Here is a 12,901-nt window from a genome sequence, read left to right as displayed (position 1 = left end):
TTCAAGTTTTTATATTGCACTGGAATTTCAAATAAACACAGGCTTTGTGCAATCGGCCATTTTTACTGCTTAAATATATTTAAATCTTACGGAAGTTCCATCCCCTAAATAAATCTGGCCTTTAAATTCGGCCTTATTTCAGATTGATGATGCACGCCTACTATAATAAATTGCCGCCGAGTGTTCAGTTGATGAGATGATAATGGTAATCCATTAGACAATAATTCTTTACTTGTTAAATCGGTGTGGTTCCCTCCGCCTACCAATGCTGAAAATAAACCGCTTGATTAGTCCGCGCGTAAATGATTGATTTATTAATTCTAAATAATATGGAGTTGTGGACTTCATTCTCAAATGATGGGGAGGGTAGGAGAGAATAATGGCGCAAAGAGAGAAAAAATGAGCGAATTTGTGTGATTTCTCGAAGCCTCGAAGTCCGCAAAAATCCGCACGAACCCGCGCAAACACGCAAGAGTAAGCACAAAAAAACCAACCGGATAAAGGGTTGGTTTTCGGTATTGGTGGAGGCGGCGGGAATTGAACCCGCGTCCGCAAGCCCTCTACAGACAGTTCTACATACTTAGCCAAGTTTATTTGATTTAACCTACCACCCGCCAACTGACAGGCTGATGAAAGGCGAGTTACCTATTATTTAGTACTTTGCAAAGTAACCCTGCAAAATACGATCCTCGTTAGTGACTCCACTGCCTGTTGCCAGACCCGGCGTTGAGGCCCACCGGTGTGGAGTTCAGCCGGATTAAGCGGCTAAAGCGTAATTTTCGTCGTTTGCGACTATTTTTTTTCAGATGTATTTACGAGGTAACTGATCCTCGGTATGCCCTGCACTGCTTTGCAACCCACGTCGAAGCCGAATCGCCCCCGGGATTATTTATACTGAATGATAAGATTGTATTGATACGAAAAAGTTCAAGAATATGATTGTAACAGAATCTCTGAGTTGATTCTCACGAAGTGTCCTAAATATAATTAAGCAAGTCTTCTGGATGATTAATGAGATGATCTGCACCCCAGGAGTCGGGTGGTGCATCATTACCTAAATAGCCATAACGCGCAACAATCGGTTTTATTCCAGCCGCTACGCTGGCTTTGACATCACGAATATCGTCACCGAGATAAATGCAGTTCTGTGGGGAAACATTCATTTGACGGCATGCAGTAAGCAGGGGTTCCGGGTGAGGTTTGGTATGAGCAGTCTCATCGCCGCTGATAATGCAAGCCGCCCGCTGATGTAGCCCTAATGTTTGCGCGAGGGGCCGAGTGAAGCGAGCGGGTTTGTTGGTTACTATTCCCCAAGGCAGATTGCGGATATCGAGTTGATCAAGTACATTAGCTATGCCTGGAAATAAGCAAGTATCGTGACATAAACGTTCTGCGTAAAAGCGTAGAAATTCATCGCGCATCGCTTCGTAGGTTAAATCATCAGGCTTAAGATTGAAGCCAAGATGTAATAATCCACGTGATCCAGCTGATGCGTGACGGCGGATAAGTGTAATAGGTAAAGGAGATAAGCCTCTTGCTATGCGCTGCCGATTGAGTGCATGGCCCAGATCAGGCGCGGTATCGGCAACCGTGCCATCAAAATCGAAAAGAATTGCTTTAATCATTCATCCGCTTTTAAGCTCGAAATGCCATGATATAGTTGACGCTCGTATCAGCCTCGAGTGCATACACTTTAGTAAGAGGGTTGTAGGTCATACCAATAATTTTGGCATCAGTTAATCCTGCCGCACGCGCCATACACGCAAGTTCAGAAGGCTTGATAAATTTAGCGTATTCGTGAGTGCCTTTGGGTAATAATTTAAGGATGTATTCAGCTCCGAGAATGGCAAAGAGATAAGATTTCGGGTTGCGATTAATGGTCGAGAAAAAGACCCAGCCACCTGGTTTAGTTAGCTGGGCGCATGCTTTTATTACGCTGGCAGGATCGGGTACATGCTCCAGCATTTCCATACAAGTGACGATATTAAAATGGTGCGGTTGTTCTTTGGCAAGCATCTCAACAGTCATTTTCCGATAATCAACTTGCTGCCCACTTTCGAGCAAATGAAGTTTAGCAACTTTTAGTGCCTTATCGCTTAAATCAATGCCTGTCGTTTTCGCGCCTCGTGCAGCCATTGCTTCAGATAATATGCCACCGCCACAGCCCACATCTACCACAATTTTTCCCTTCAACCCTCCGCTTAATTGATCGATGTAATTAAGTCGTAATGGATTAATGTCATGTAGTGGTTTAAATTCACTATTAGGATCCCACCAACGATGGGCAAGTTGACTGAATTTCTCCAATTCTATCGGATCTGCATTGATACCATCATTTTCCATGAGATTTTCTACCCTATATTTTTAGCTATTGAGGCGTTTTTGCCATTGTATTACTCGATTGATTATTTCCTTTTCGAAGTGAACTGTATTCACGCCTGTGAATTTTGTAAGATAATTCTGCTCATACCATCATTAATCACTTTAGCATGATCGATCAATATGATTTTCTCTGGTTCAACCGGGATGATCCAACGTGCTTCAATAATTGAATCAACGGTTACAGGGCTAGTCATTTTTACATTTTAACAAAAAAAGCCCTGCGAGATGGCAGGGCTTTTTATCTTGAATGGAATCTAGAAACTAATCTTAGTAGTTACCTTCTTGTGTGCCTGCTACTTCAATTTCTACCCGACGGTCAGGTGCCAAGCAGTCAATTAATGCTTTAGTTTTCTTGGTGCCTACGCAACTGTCACCCGTCACAGGATTTGCCTCTCCTTTCCCGTCCGTAAAAATACGGTCTGGGCTGATACCATTAGCAGTAACCAGGTAATTCTTAACTGCTTCAGCACGTCTCATGGAGAGTTGTTTATTATAGTCATCTGAACCGATACGATCGGCATAACCGACAGCAATGATAAGATCGTATTTGATATTTTTCAGTTTATTTGCAAAGTCATCCAAAGATTCCTTTCCTTGAGGTTTAAGGACAGCCTTGTCAAAATCAAATAGCGCATCCGCAGAAAAAGTAATTTTTTCTGGTTCGGTGATCGGAGCAGGGGGTGTAGTAGGTGCAGCAACCTTTTCTACCGGTTTCTGGCATTTAGGAGCCTGTGGGTCACATGAACAATCCGCATTTTCTTCTGTCCAATCTCTGGTGCGCCAACATAAACCTGTAGTGTTTCTGGATATCACTCCACGATCATTTACATTATAACCTGGTATTTTCGCTGCATCGCTTTCGCCTTGCTTATAATATGTTCCAGCTTGTGTTTCAGCCAAAGCCATTGTTGAAATTAAGAGTAGTGATAAAACGATTGCTTCTATTAGGTATTTTCTGGTCGACGTTATCTTTTTCATGCTATTGTCCTTTTTTGTAATTTTGATTCACTCAAAACAACCCCACAAAATCATTTGCTGCTGATGCGATCTCGTGACACTCATTAATAAATTGATAATTAATGCATTACTTGAGCGGATTATGAGTCCATGTTTTTGTTTTTGTCAAACCAGTTTGTTGTTATTATGCAACACTGTGGCAATCAATTGGAACGGCCTGATAGAATAGTCCGATATGATAGCACGTTAGACAATTTCTAAAGAGAATGTTCTAAAGTTAGAATTCAATTGGAATAATTGATGGCAGTGATTCGTTTGATCTTCAGTGGCATCGTGATGTTTATAAAGTATTTTATTTGATTCTGAAGAATCAACGGATGTTTATTGATTTACTGCTATGACGCGGTGGTGTATGAACATCAATTTATCTAATAGTTAATTAATTTTGAAACCGAGTGTACTAGTGAATGATATTCCTAATGTGACTATTTCTGCTTATAACCTCAGCCGCAATTTCGGTAAGCGTACTGCAGTGCACAAAGTTGATCTGGAATTAAGGCGAGGCGAGGTATTGGGCTTGTTAGGTCCTAATGGTGCGGGAAAAAGCACGACGATGCAGATGCTGACAGGTAACTTGGCACCAACGAGTGGTAGTGTGCAAATCTGTGGGGTCGATTTGCTTAAAAATCCTCAGCAAGCCAAACGCTATATTGGTTATTTACCTGAAAACCCACCATTGTATAAGGAATTAACAGTGGATGAATATCTCCGGTTTGCTGCTAAATTGCACCATGTTAATTTATCAAGAATCGATTCTGTATTGACCGAAGTCAAGCAACGTTGTGGCCTCAATGATATAGGAAAGCGGCTGATTAATACATTATCCAAAGGATATCAACAACGTGTAGGCATTGCCCAGGCGATTATTCATCAACCTGAGGTTATCATTCTTGATGAGCCTTCTATAGGATTAGATCCTAATCAAATAAGAGAAATTCGTATACTAATTCGTGAGCTTGGTAAATCTTCTAGCGTCATTCTCTCTACACATATACTGCCGGAAGTCGAAGGTGTATGTGATCGAGTGCAAATCATGAATCAGGGCACTATGGTGTTCAGTGCTGCGCTAGCAGAACTCAAACAAAAAAATCTCAGCCTTGAGCGAATTTTTGAGCAATTCACTCTAAGAAATGAACCTATAGGGAATTAATAAGATGATTCTGACTATCGCCAAGAAGGAGCTGAAGTTGCTGTTTGTTTCACCCTTGGCTTGGACTTTTCTTGCGCTGATCCAGCTAATGTTAACTTGGGTCTTTTTAGGGCAACTCGATGCTTTTTTAGAGTTGCAATCACAACTCATGCAAATTGCTAATCCGCCTGGGGCGACAGAAGTTATTATAGTGCCGGTATTTGCGGTAGCATCCTTAGTATTGTTGGTAGCAACCCCCTTGTTAACGATGCGCCTAATGGCAGAAGAATGGCGTAACCACACTATGACTTTGTTAATCTCCGCCCCAATTTCCCTGACGGCTATTGTACTGGGGAAATTCCTGGGGTTAATGATATTCTTTTTATTAGCTATGCTACTTGCGGTGATGTTGTCTCTTTCTTTGCTCATTGGAGGAACAATGGATCTTGGCTTGCTATTAAGCAATATTATCGGTTTATCACTGCTGGCTGCCTGTTTTATTTCTATTGGCTTATATATATCCAGCTTGACTTCCCATCCTGCAATTGCTGCGGTAGGGACATTAGGTATATTGCTGGCTTTATGGATAGTAGATGTTGTTGCAACTAATACAAGTAGTGTTATACAAAATTTTTCATTGCTCAGACATTATGAAAGCTTCAATCGTGGTTTGATTGATTCCTTTAGTCTCGCTTTTTTGGTTCTTTTTATCCTTACTTTTCTCATATTGACTATTCGTCGCCTGGATGGAAAACGGCTTCATGGATGAGCCTGGATTGCCAGAGTTTTTTTGGTACATGATCTGAATGATTACAGTTAATAAAAAATTGCGAGTCCATTTGCTGTTGCAAAATGGGCTATTTGTTGTGCTGCTCTTGGTATTGGCTAGTATGCTAGGTTATCTGGCGTTTGAGTTTCGTGCACAATGGGATATCAGTCAGAATAATCGGAATAGCTTGAGTAAGGCAAGCCTGGATGTGGTGCAAAAACTCTATGGCCCAGTGAATGTCACGGTTTATGCTACTCACCAGGATCCTCAGCTAGGTGATATCAGGAAAATTATTAGCGATTTTATTGTTGCCTACCAACGAATTAAGCCTGATCTTACGCTTAACTTTGTTGATCCCATTGAGCAGCCTCGTCTTGCTGAAAAAGCGGGCGTCAGAATGAATGGTGAGATGGTGATATCTTTTAATGAACGAAGTGAACATCTTACAACTATTAATGAACAAACATTTACCAATGCATTGATGCGATTGGCTCGATCTGATCAAAAGCAATTGATGATGCTTTCAGGTCATGGTGAACGTAAGTTAGATGGCATTGCTAACCGTGATATGGGAGACTTTGGCAAGAAATTGACAGAAACTGGCTTTAGAGGCGAAGCACTTAATCTAGCCAGCACAATGAAAATTCCATCAAATACTAGTGTGCTTATCATTGCCTCTCCTCAAACTGATTTGCTGGCTGGGGAAGTGGATATACTGCTCGATTACATCGAGCATGGCGGCAATTTATTATGGTTGGTAGACCAAGAATCACTATATGGCTTGTTGTCGCTGGCTGAAAAATTAGATTTGACTTTCACACCCGGTGTGGTGGTCGATCCCCAGGCTAAACGATTAAGGGCGCCTGTTACATTTGCATTGGGAACAATTTACGGACAACATGCTATCACTGAGGATTTTGATTTCATTTCAGTATTTCCTTTTGCACGACAGATTATTTTCAACGAAAACGAGAAATGGCATAGTACTTCATTGGTTGAAGTGGCGCCAGAAGGGTGGGTAGAGACTGGAGAGTTAAATGATGCGTCTACTTTTGATGAAACTGATGATGTGGCGGGTCCGGTTAGCGTGGCGGTGGCATTGGAACGTACTATCGATGAGCGAGAGCAGCGTATCGTTGTTGTCGGAAGCGGACATTTTCTAGCAAATACTTATCTTGGGAATGGCGGTAATATCGATTTTGGAATTAATTTGGTTAACTGGCTTGCAGGTGATGAGGATTTGATTACCATTCAACCTCGGGCAACTATTGATAGTCAATTAATATTAGAAGAACCTGTATTAACCGTGATCGTTATTGGCTTTCTCATTGTGTTTCCCTTGTTGTTTCTGATGAGCGGACTAATCATTTGGTGGCATCGGAGGAGGAGGTAGCACTATGCATTCCCATTCCTGGCTTAATCTGATTATGTTTGTCACAGTCATTGCGCTTGCAGCATTCCTCTACATCAAGCCTTCGTTACAGGAAGAGGTGCCCTATAAAATTTCATCGCTCTCTGCAGAAACAGTGCAGTATATCCGTATCACTAGACAAGACGCCTTGATTGAATTGAGTCGGTCTGATAATCGCTGGCAGATGAGAAAACCTATGCAAGGCAGAGTAAATGGCATAAAAGTTGAACGTATCCTCGAAATTCTATCTGCAACAAGCCAGTATCTTTTATCACCAGTAAATCTGAGTCGCTATGGTCTAGCATCACCCGTTCTTGAACTGCAAGTCGATCAAGAATTGTTCAGTTTTGGTGATCTGGCGCCTATTACCGGCGAGCAATATCTGGCAACAAAGCAGCAGGTATTTCTGATTTCACCCCGCTACGCAGCTACGTTGCCAGTATTGCCCACCGATCTGCTAGATTCGAGAGTGTTTTCGGAAGATGAGATTCCAGTTGAGTTTGAATTGGCGCATATTCATTTGAAGCATGGGGAACACTGGCAAGTGAATTCGCAGCATGAGGAGCACACCTTAAGTCAGGATGAGTTGAATCAATGGGTTCAGAACTGGCAATTGGTTCATGCCACCTATCTGACACTGGATTCTGGTAAAGCAGATACGGATGGAGAAGAAATCAGTATTATGCTACGAGATGGAAGAAAGATTAAATTAAGTGCTGAGCAGAATGAATCTGAGCTAATTTTATTGCGTGAGGACGAAGGCATACGTTACCATTTTCCAAGTAGTATCGGTAAACGATTGCTGGATCCTTTTTCGATTCATAAGGAGCAAGCGGTCTTTGCGGAATAATGCCTGAATTACCCGAAGTCGAAGTCACGCGGCAAGGCATTAAGCCGTATTTGTTAAATCAGCATATTGTGCATGCGATAGTTAGGAATCCTCGCCTGCGGTGGCCGATTCAGAGTAATCTTGAAGAGGTTCTGGTAGGACAGAAAATAACCGCAATAGTCCGGCGTGCAAAATATCTCCTGTTCATTTGCAGCAAAGGGACGTTGATTGTACATTTGGGCATGTCTGGAAGTTTGCGTTTGCTATTTGTTCGAGTTTCACCGCAAAAGCATGATCATTTTGACCTGGAACTTGCCAATGGTGTCATTCTTCGCTTCAGAGATCCTCGTCGTTTTGGAGCAATTTTGTGGAGTACAGGAGATGTCATGCAACATCCATTGCTGGCACAGCTCGGTGAGGAGCCGTTGTGTCCATCTTTTGATGGGAAAAGCTTATATGAGATGACACGGGATCGTATCAGCAGTATTAAGGAAGTACTGATGAACAATCGGATTGTGGTGGGTATAGGTAATATTTATGCTAATGAGGCATTATTTCGCGCCGGTTTACATCCCAGAACGATGGCCGGTAAAATTGGTCTGAGTCAATATGAGAAATTGGTTTGCTCCATCAAGATAATTCTTAATGGAGCAATAGAAGCTGGCGGCAGCAGTTTAAGAGATTTTGTCAAATGCGATGGGAGTCCGGGCTATTTCCAGCTGCAATATTGGGTATATGGCCGGGCAAATCAGCCATGCCGAATATGTGGCAGTATGATTAAACAGATTAAGCAAGGACAGCGTTCAAGTTTTTATTGTCCAGAATGTCAAAAATGAGTTTGTCGCTTATCTATTAGGTCTGCCAACAAACTATTCAAACCTTTCTAATATGAACATTACTTTTGAATATGGATTTTATGGCACAATGGATCATGATTGCTGGTGCAATACTGCTTATTCTGGGTGCAATATTGCATGTAGCTCCTTGGCTATTAAGCTGGTTTGGTAAATTGCCTGGCGATATCAGGATAGAAACAGAGCGAATAAAGGTTTTTATACCCATTACTTCCATGATTATCGTGAGTATCGTGCTCACGATAATCATAAACATATTTAAGCGCTAAGACAGTTGCCTAAGCCAAAGCAACTAAATACAACCTGAAAATGTCATTGGCGATGATTAATTAAAACTAGCTAAATGCGAGTAGTTGCTTAGAAAAAATGAGTTTGGGAATAACATGAATATTACGTTTGTTGGCGGTGGTAATATGGCGAGTGCCTTGATTAGCGGATTATTGCAGCAAGGCTATCCTAGAGCACAAATACATGTGGTAGAAATAAATACAGAAAATCGGGAAAAAATCAAACATCAATTTGGAGTAGCAACTGGGATTGAGCTTGGAGCAAGTGTTACCGATCGCGATGCTATCATTTTAGCCGTTAAGCCACAGCAGCTTTTTCCTGTAGCGAAGCAACTGGCTCCCTTGCTCGCTGGTCAGTTGGTTATTTCTATCGCAGCTGGCATTCGTACGTCAGATTTATCTCGGTGGCTAGGAGGCTATGACTATATAGTACGGGCCATGCCTAATACTCCCTCCTTAATTCGTGCTGGAGTCACAGGTTTATATGCATTACCGACTGTGACTAATCAGCAGAAGGAAAATGCCACCTCCATTCTTAACGCGGTGGGATTGGTATTGTGGGTGGAACAGGAAACGCTTTTGGACGCGGTGACTGCTATCTCAGGTAGCGGTCCTGCTTATGTTTTCTATTTTATTGAAGCAATGCTGCAGGCTGGAGTGGAATTGGGTTTGAGTGTCGAACAAGCAAGGCAGCTGACTTTGCAGACTTTTTTAGGCGCCGTGCAACTTGCAGGTCAAAGTGAAGAAGATGTTAACATCTTACGATCACGAGTAACTTCGAAAGGTGGTACGACTGAGCAGGCACTACTAAAGATGGAGCAGGATGATATTAAAAATGCAATTGTGCGTGCAGTTCATGTGGCTTTCAAGCGTGCTCAACAAATGGGTGATGAATTAGGTAGCATATAGCTTTAAACTTTTAGTATCAAAATCTCAGGGACCATGTGATGACCAATCAAATACTAATATTTCTTTTAGATACTGTACTTGGCCTTTTTTCCCTTGCGCTACTGCTACGTTTTTATATGCAATTGCTGCGTACTCCTTACTATAATCCATTATCGAAATTTCTTGTTGCCGTTACCAATTTTATTGTTCTACCGGTGCGCCGGATAATTCCTGCTTGGAGGGGTTTTGATCTTTCCACATTAGTGCTGGCCTGGTTGACACAATTTATTATTCTCGCGGGAGTAAATATTTTAAAAGGTTATGGGCTCGATTCATCCCCTATAAGCGTATTCATAGGATTGGGGCTGCTAGCATTGATTGAGCTTGTTAGAATGACGTTATACATTCTGATGATTATGCTGATTGTACAAGCAGTGCTTTCCTGGATTAATCCTTACAGCCCATTGGCACCCATCCTTGACGGTTTCACACGACCTATTCTGAGCATTTTTCAACGTTATATCCCGCCTATCGCTAATGTTGATCTATCGCCCTTATTCGCTATTATCTTGTTGCAGTTGCTGTTGATGATTGTGGAAAAGGTGCAACAGGGAATTTCAGTCATGTTCTGATGAGCTGGTATCAATACGATAGCAATAGCAATCTTATTTTAGCGCTTTATATCCAGCCAGGCGCAAAGCATACCGAATTGGTAGGATTGCACGGTAATGCGCTTAAAATAAAACTTTCTGCTCCACCTGTTGAAGGTAAGGCGAATAAAGCGCTATTAAAATTTCTTGCAGAACGTTTTCAGGTCTCATTACGGCAGGTCTCCATCAAGCAGGGAGCGCAGTCCCGCTACAAGATAGTCGAAATCTATCAACCTTCTCTTGGTCCGCAAGTACTTTCAACTGATGATTGTTTAGAATAAGTTGTCTTTGTTGCCGCTGATGCTGGCATAATTGGAGCAAACCTCAATCTCCCTATCGCGATGGGATACTAGTGCAGCATGGATTTGTCTCGATTTTTCCAGTTAAAAGTGACGCTGGTCCCGTATGGTCGGATGCACGTATCCATCGTGATGAGAACTTTGATACAGAGCAGGTTACAGATTATCGCCGTCTGATTGCGATTTGATCAATACTTCGAGTGGATGATAATAGCACAGGCCATCCGGCAGAATAAAGTTTGATTGGTTGCATGACCATATAGCATTGGTCATCTGGTTGACAGCTATGAATATAGCGGAACCAGAAAAGCAAGTCTTGCTGCACGTAAAATATTTATCGATGGGATCAATAAAACGGTTGATTAACATCTACCCAGGATGAGAGGGCGGGATTTCTCAATTGGTTAAAAATGAATCAGGGTTTATCTAGCACTGGATGAATGCCGCACCTCGTTATGACGTGCAAACTATGTAGTTGCAATTGGAAATGCTCGAATAATAGTAAAAGCCTGGGCGGCTTCTTTTGCAAGAAGTCAGTATGATGTAATTATGCACACTGCATCCTGTATCCTCTATCTTTTTTCTACAAAAAATTTCTATAAGCTTGCTTTTTGCTTAGTATTTATAGTTAAGTGAAAAAAATTGTTCGTATGCCATTCATATTTATTTATATTATTGGATGGGCTAAATTGTACTTTGCTAGCAAGTAAACAGCATATCGTTTTCTTCAGGTATAAAAATAATTTGCAATCGAATAAAAATTCAGTGAAATATGTAGATTGATGGCAGAATGTGTAAAACTGGAATAGTCATTTATTTAATTTTAGAGGAGAAAATGCAGGATGAAGTATAAGAATATTGATGAGTTCAGGAATTATGTTTCTGAACGTAACCCTGGCCAAGTAGAGTATATGCAAGCTGTTACTGAGGTTATTGAAAGTTTATGGCCTTTTATTACCCGTAATCCGCGCTATGCTGAGCATGGCTTACTGGATAGAATTGTTGAGCCAGAACGCATCATTATCTTCCGTGTTTGCTGGGTTGATGATAGCGGTGAAGTAAAAGTTAATCGTGGGTACCGTATACAACATAACTCAGCGATTGGCCCATATAAAGGGGGAATTCGTTTTCATCCTTCAGTCAATCTTTCCATTCTCAAGTTTTTAGCATTTGAACAAACGTTTAAGAATGCTTTGACAACTTTACCTATGGGAGGCGGTAAAGGGGGTTCAGATTTCGATCCTAAAGGAAGAAGCCCCGGTGAAATCATGCGTTTCTGTCAGGCTTTTGTAAGCGAACTATTCCGTCACATTGGTGCTGATACAGATGTTCCTGCGGGTGATATCGGTGTAGGTGGCCGAGAAGTGGGTTATATGGCGGGTATGGTTAAAAAATTAACTAATCGCTCAGATTGCGTGTTTACTGGGAAAGGTATCAGTTTTGGTGGTTCATTGGTTCGTCCTGAGGCTACAGGTTATGGTACAGTTTATTTTGTTGATGAAATGCTTCGATATGTCGGTCAATCATTAGATGGTCTTCGCGTTGCCGTATCAGGGTCAGGTAATGTAGCGCAATATGCAATAGAAAAAGCAATAGCCTTTGGTGCAAAAGTAGTGACTATTTCGGATTCAAGTGGAACAGTGGTTGATGAAGCAGGATTCACACCTGAAAAACTCGCAATATTGTCAGATGTGAAAAATAATCTTTATGGTCGGGTGAGTGAGTATGCCCAAAGAACAGGAGCTAGCTTTCTTCCAGGAGAGAAACCATGGCATGTGCCCGTAGATGTTGCTTTACCATGTGCGACACAGAATGAAATTAGTGAAGACGATGCGTCATACTTGATTAAAAATGGTGTGATCTGTGTGGCAGAAGGTGCAAATATGCCTTGTACCGCTGGGGCTGTGAAACGTTTTGAACATGCTAAAGTTCTGTTTGCGCCAGGTAAAGCTAGCAACGCAGGCGGGGTAGCCACATCGGGTTTGGAAATGAGCCAACAAGCGATGCGACTTTTCTGGACGCATGAAGAAGTCGATGCACGTTTACAGGAAATTATGAGAGCTATCCACGCTGCATGTTTGCAATATGGCGAGCAGGAAGATGGTCGTATCAATTATGTTGATGGGGCCAATGTGGCTGGTTTCGTTAAAGTGGCTGATGCTATGCTGGCACAAGGCGTCATTTAAAATAATGAGGTAATGGGAAATGGATTATCTTCTTGCAATAAAGCTTTGTTGTTTTTAATCTGTGGGTTATCGCAATGAGGTAGAGCGATAATCCAGAGCTAACAGATAAGACTTGTGGTTTCCTATGATTTTTACTCTCTTGTATTTTGGATTAAATTTAATAATTCTGGCATGAGAAAATTTTTATTCAGTTTAGTTCT

General features: G+C 41.7%; 14 protein-coding genes and 1 other RNA gene. 10 read left to right on the top strand and 5 right to left on the bottom strand.

Annotated features, from left to right (window positions below; translation table 11 throughout):
• Nucleotides 1-519: 519 nt before the first annotated feature.
• From ssrA to BM122_RS14735, 5 genes are all read right to left on the bottom strand, one after another.
• Nucleotides 520-881, bottom strand: a transfer-messenger RNA (tmRNA) gene (ssrA, locus tag BM122_RS14750).
• Nucleotides 882-977: 96 nt separating this feature from the next.
• Nucleotides 978-1,625: an HAD family hydrolase gene (locus tag BM122_RS14745; protein WP_074906352.1), complete on the bottom strand. Its 648-nt coding sequence runs from the start codon at nucleotides 1,623-1,625 to the stop codon at nucleotides 978-980.
• Nucleotides 1,626-1,635: 10 nt separating this feature from the next.
• Nucleotides 1,636-2,343 (bottom strand): bifunctional 2-polyprenyl-6-hydroxyphenol methylase/3-demethylubiquinol 3-O-methyltransferase UbiG, encoded by a 708-nt coding sequence (ubiG, locus tag BM122_RS14740; RefSeq protein WP_074906351.1) that lies wholly within the window; start codon nucleotides 2,341-2,343, stop codon nucleotides 1,636-1,638.
• 89 nt (nucleotides 2,344-2,432) lie between these two features.
• Nucleotides 2,433-2,576 carry a hypothetical protein gene (locus tag BM122_RS23430; RefSeq protein ID WP_177198150.1) on the bottom strand — a complete coding sequence of 48 codons (144 nt, stop codon included), beginning with the start codon at nucleotides 2,574-2,576 and terminating at the stop codon, nucleotides 2,433-2,435.
• A 73-nt stretch (nucleotides 2,577-2,649) separates the two neighbouring features.
• Nucleotides 2,650-3,360 carry an OmpA family protein gene (locus BM122_RS14735; RefSeq protein ID WP_074906349.1) on the bottom strand — a complete coding sequence of 237 codons (711 nt, stop codon included), beginning with the start codon at nucleotides 3,358-3,360 and terminating at the stop codon, nucleotides 2,650-2,652.
• Nucleotides 3,361-3,802: 442 nt separating this feature from the next.
• Between BM122_RS14735 and BM122_RS14730 the strand changes: the two genes are divergently transcribed.
• The 10 genes from BM122_RS14730 (at nucleotide 3,803) to gdhA (ending at nucleotide 12,701) form a co-directional block, all read left to right on the top strand.
• Nucleotides 3,803-4,549, top strand: a complete 747-nt coding sequence (locus BM122_RS14730; protein WP_371264931.1) for an ABC transporter ATP-binding protein — start codon at nucleotides 3,803-3,805, stop codon at nucleotides 4,547-4,549.
• Between the two features lie 4 nt (nucleotides 4,550-4,553).
• Nucleotides 4,554-5,297 (top strand): ABC transporter permease, encoded by a 744-nt coding sequence (locus tag BM122_RS14725; RefSeq protein WP_074906346.1) that lies wholly within the window; start codon nucleotides 4,554-4,556, stop codon nucleotides 5,295-5,297.
• Between the two features lie 37 nt (nucleotides 5,298-5,334).
• The gene (locus BM122_RS14720; RefSeq protein ID WP_074906344.1) at nucleotides 5,335-6,690 is read left to right on the top strand and encodes a GldG family protein; all 1,356 of its coding nucleotides are present in this window, start codon (nucleotides 5,335-5,337) and stop codon (nucleotides 6,688-6,690) included.
• A gap of 4 nt (nucleotides 6,691-6,694) precedes the next feature.
• Entirely contained in the window at nucleotides 6,695-7,558 is an 864-nt protein-coding gene (locus BM122_RS14715) for a DUF4340 domain-containing protein (protein ID WP_074906343.1), read from the top strand.
• The gene (gene mutM, locus BM122_RS14710) at nucleotides 7,558-8,373 is read left to right on the top strand and encodes a bifunctional DNA-formamidopyrimidine glycosylase/DNA-(apurinic or apyrimidinic site) lyase (RefSeq protein ID WP_074906341.1); all 816 of its coding nucleotides are present in this window, start codon (nucleotides 7,558-7,560) and stop codon (nucleotides 8,371-8,373) included. Before BM122_RS14715 ends, mutM begins: the two co-directional genes overlap by 1 nt.
• An 80-nt stretch (nucleotides 8,374-8,453) precedes the next feature.
• On the top strand, nucleotides 8,454-8,660 hold the full coding sequence (locus BM122_RS14705; RefSeq protein ID WP_074906355.1) for a DUF2905 domain-containing protein: 207 nt from the start codon (nucleotides 8,454-8,456) through the stop codon (nucleotides 8,658-8,660).
• A 114-nt stretch (nucleotides 8,661-8,774) separates the two neighbouring features.
• Nucleotides 8,775-9,587, top strand: a complete 813-nt coding sequence (gene proC / locus BM122_RS14700) for a pyrroline-5-carboxylate reductase (RefSeq protein ID WP_074906340.1) — start codon at nucleotides 8,775-8,777, stop codon at nucleotides 9,585-9,587.
• A gap of 38 nt (nucleotides 9,588-9,625) precedes the next feature.
• Entirely contained in the window at nucleotides 9,626-10,198 is a 573-nt protein-coding gene (locus BM122_RS14695; RefSeq protein WP_074906338.1) for a YggT family protein, read from the top strand.
• Nucleotides 10,198-10,497: a DUF167 domain-containing protein gene (locus BM122_RS14690; RefSeq protein WP_074906337.1), complete on the top strand. Its 300-nt coding sequence runs from the start codon at nucleotides 10,198-10,200 to the stop codon at nucleotides 10,495-10,497. The genes BM122_RS14695 and BM122_RS14690 overlap by 1 nt, the downstream gene beginning before the upstream one ends.
• An 860-nt stretch (nucleotides 10,498-11,357) precedes the next feature.
• Nucleotides 11,358-12,701, top strand: a complete 1,344-nt coding sequence (gene gdhA, locus BM122_RS14680) for an NADP-specific glutamate dehydrogenase (protein ID WP_074906333.1) — start codon at nucleotides 11,358-11,360, stop codon at nucleotides 12,699-12,701.
• Nucleotides 12,702-12,901: the final 200 nt, after the last annotated feature.

Source organism: Nitrosomonas communis (genome assembly GCF_900114745.1).
GTDB classification, from domain to species: domain Bacteria; phylum Pseudomonadota; class Gammaproteobacteria; order Burkholderiales; family Nitrosomonadaceae; genus Nitrosomonas; species Nitrosomonas communis_A.
This window is presented reverse-complemented; position numbering and strand designations above follow the sequence as displayed.

What these genes read in the sequence shown, in the direction of transcription:
- BM122_RS14725 (WP_074906346.1), top strand. Translation starts at nt 4,554, where the DNA reads ATGATTCTGACTATCGCCAAGAAGGAGCTGAAGTTGCTGTTTGTTTCA.
- BM122_RS23430 (WP_177198150.1), bottom strand. Translation starts at nt 2,576, where the DNA reads ATGACTAGCCCTGTAACCGTTGATTCAATTATTGAAGCACGTTGGATC.
- proC (WP_074906340.1), top strand. Translation starts at nt 8,775, where the DNA reads ATGAATATTACGTTTGTTGGCGGTGGTAATATGGCGAGTGCCTTGATT.
- BM122_RS14720 (WP_074906344.1), top strand. Translation starts at nt 5,335, where the DNA reads ATGATTACAGTTAATAAAAAATTGCGAGTCCATTTGCTGTTGCAAAAT.
- ubiG (WP_074906351.1), bottom strand. Translation starts at nt 2,343, where the DNA reads ATGGAAAATGATGGTATCAATGCAGATCCGATAGAATTGGAGAAATTC.
- BM122_RS14715 (WP_074906343.1), top strand. Translation starts at nt 6,695, where the DNA reads ATGCATTCCCATTCCTGGCTTAATCTGATTATGTTTGTCACAGTCATT.
- gdhA (WP_074906333.1), top strand. Translation starts at nt 11,358, where the DNA reads ATGAAGTATAAGAATATTGATGAGTTCAGGAATTATGTTTCTGAACGT.
- BM122_RS14695 (WP_074906338.1), top strand. Translation starts at nt 9,626, where the DNA reads ATGACCAATCAAATACTAATATTTCTTTTAGATACTGTACTTGGCCTT.
- BM122_RS14690 (WP_074906337.1), top strand. Translation starts at nt 10,198, where the DNA reads ATGAGCTGGTATCAATACGATAGCAATAGCAATCTTATTTTAGCGCTT.
- BM122_RS14745 (WP_074906352.1), bottom strand. Translation starts at nt 1,625, where the DNA reads ATGATTAAAGCAATTCTTTTCGATTTTGATGGCACGGTTGCCGATACC.
- BM122_RS14705 (WP_074906355.1), top strand. Translation starts at nt 8,454, where the DNA reads ATGGCACAATGGATCATGATTGCTGGTGCAATACTGCTTATTCTGGGT.
- BM122_RS14735 (WP_074906349.1), bottom strand. Translation starts at nt 3,360, where the DNA reads ATGAAAAAGATAACGTCGACCAGAAAATACCTAATAGAAGCAATCGTT.
- mutM (WP_074906341.1), top strand. Translation starts at nt 7,558, where the DNA reads ATGCCTGAATTACCCGAAGTCGAAGTCACGCGGCAAGGCATTAAGCCG.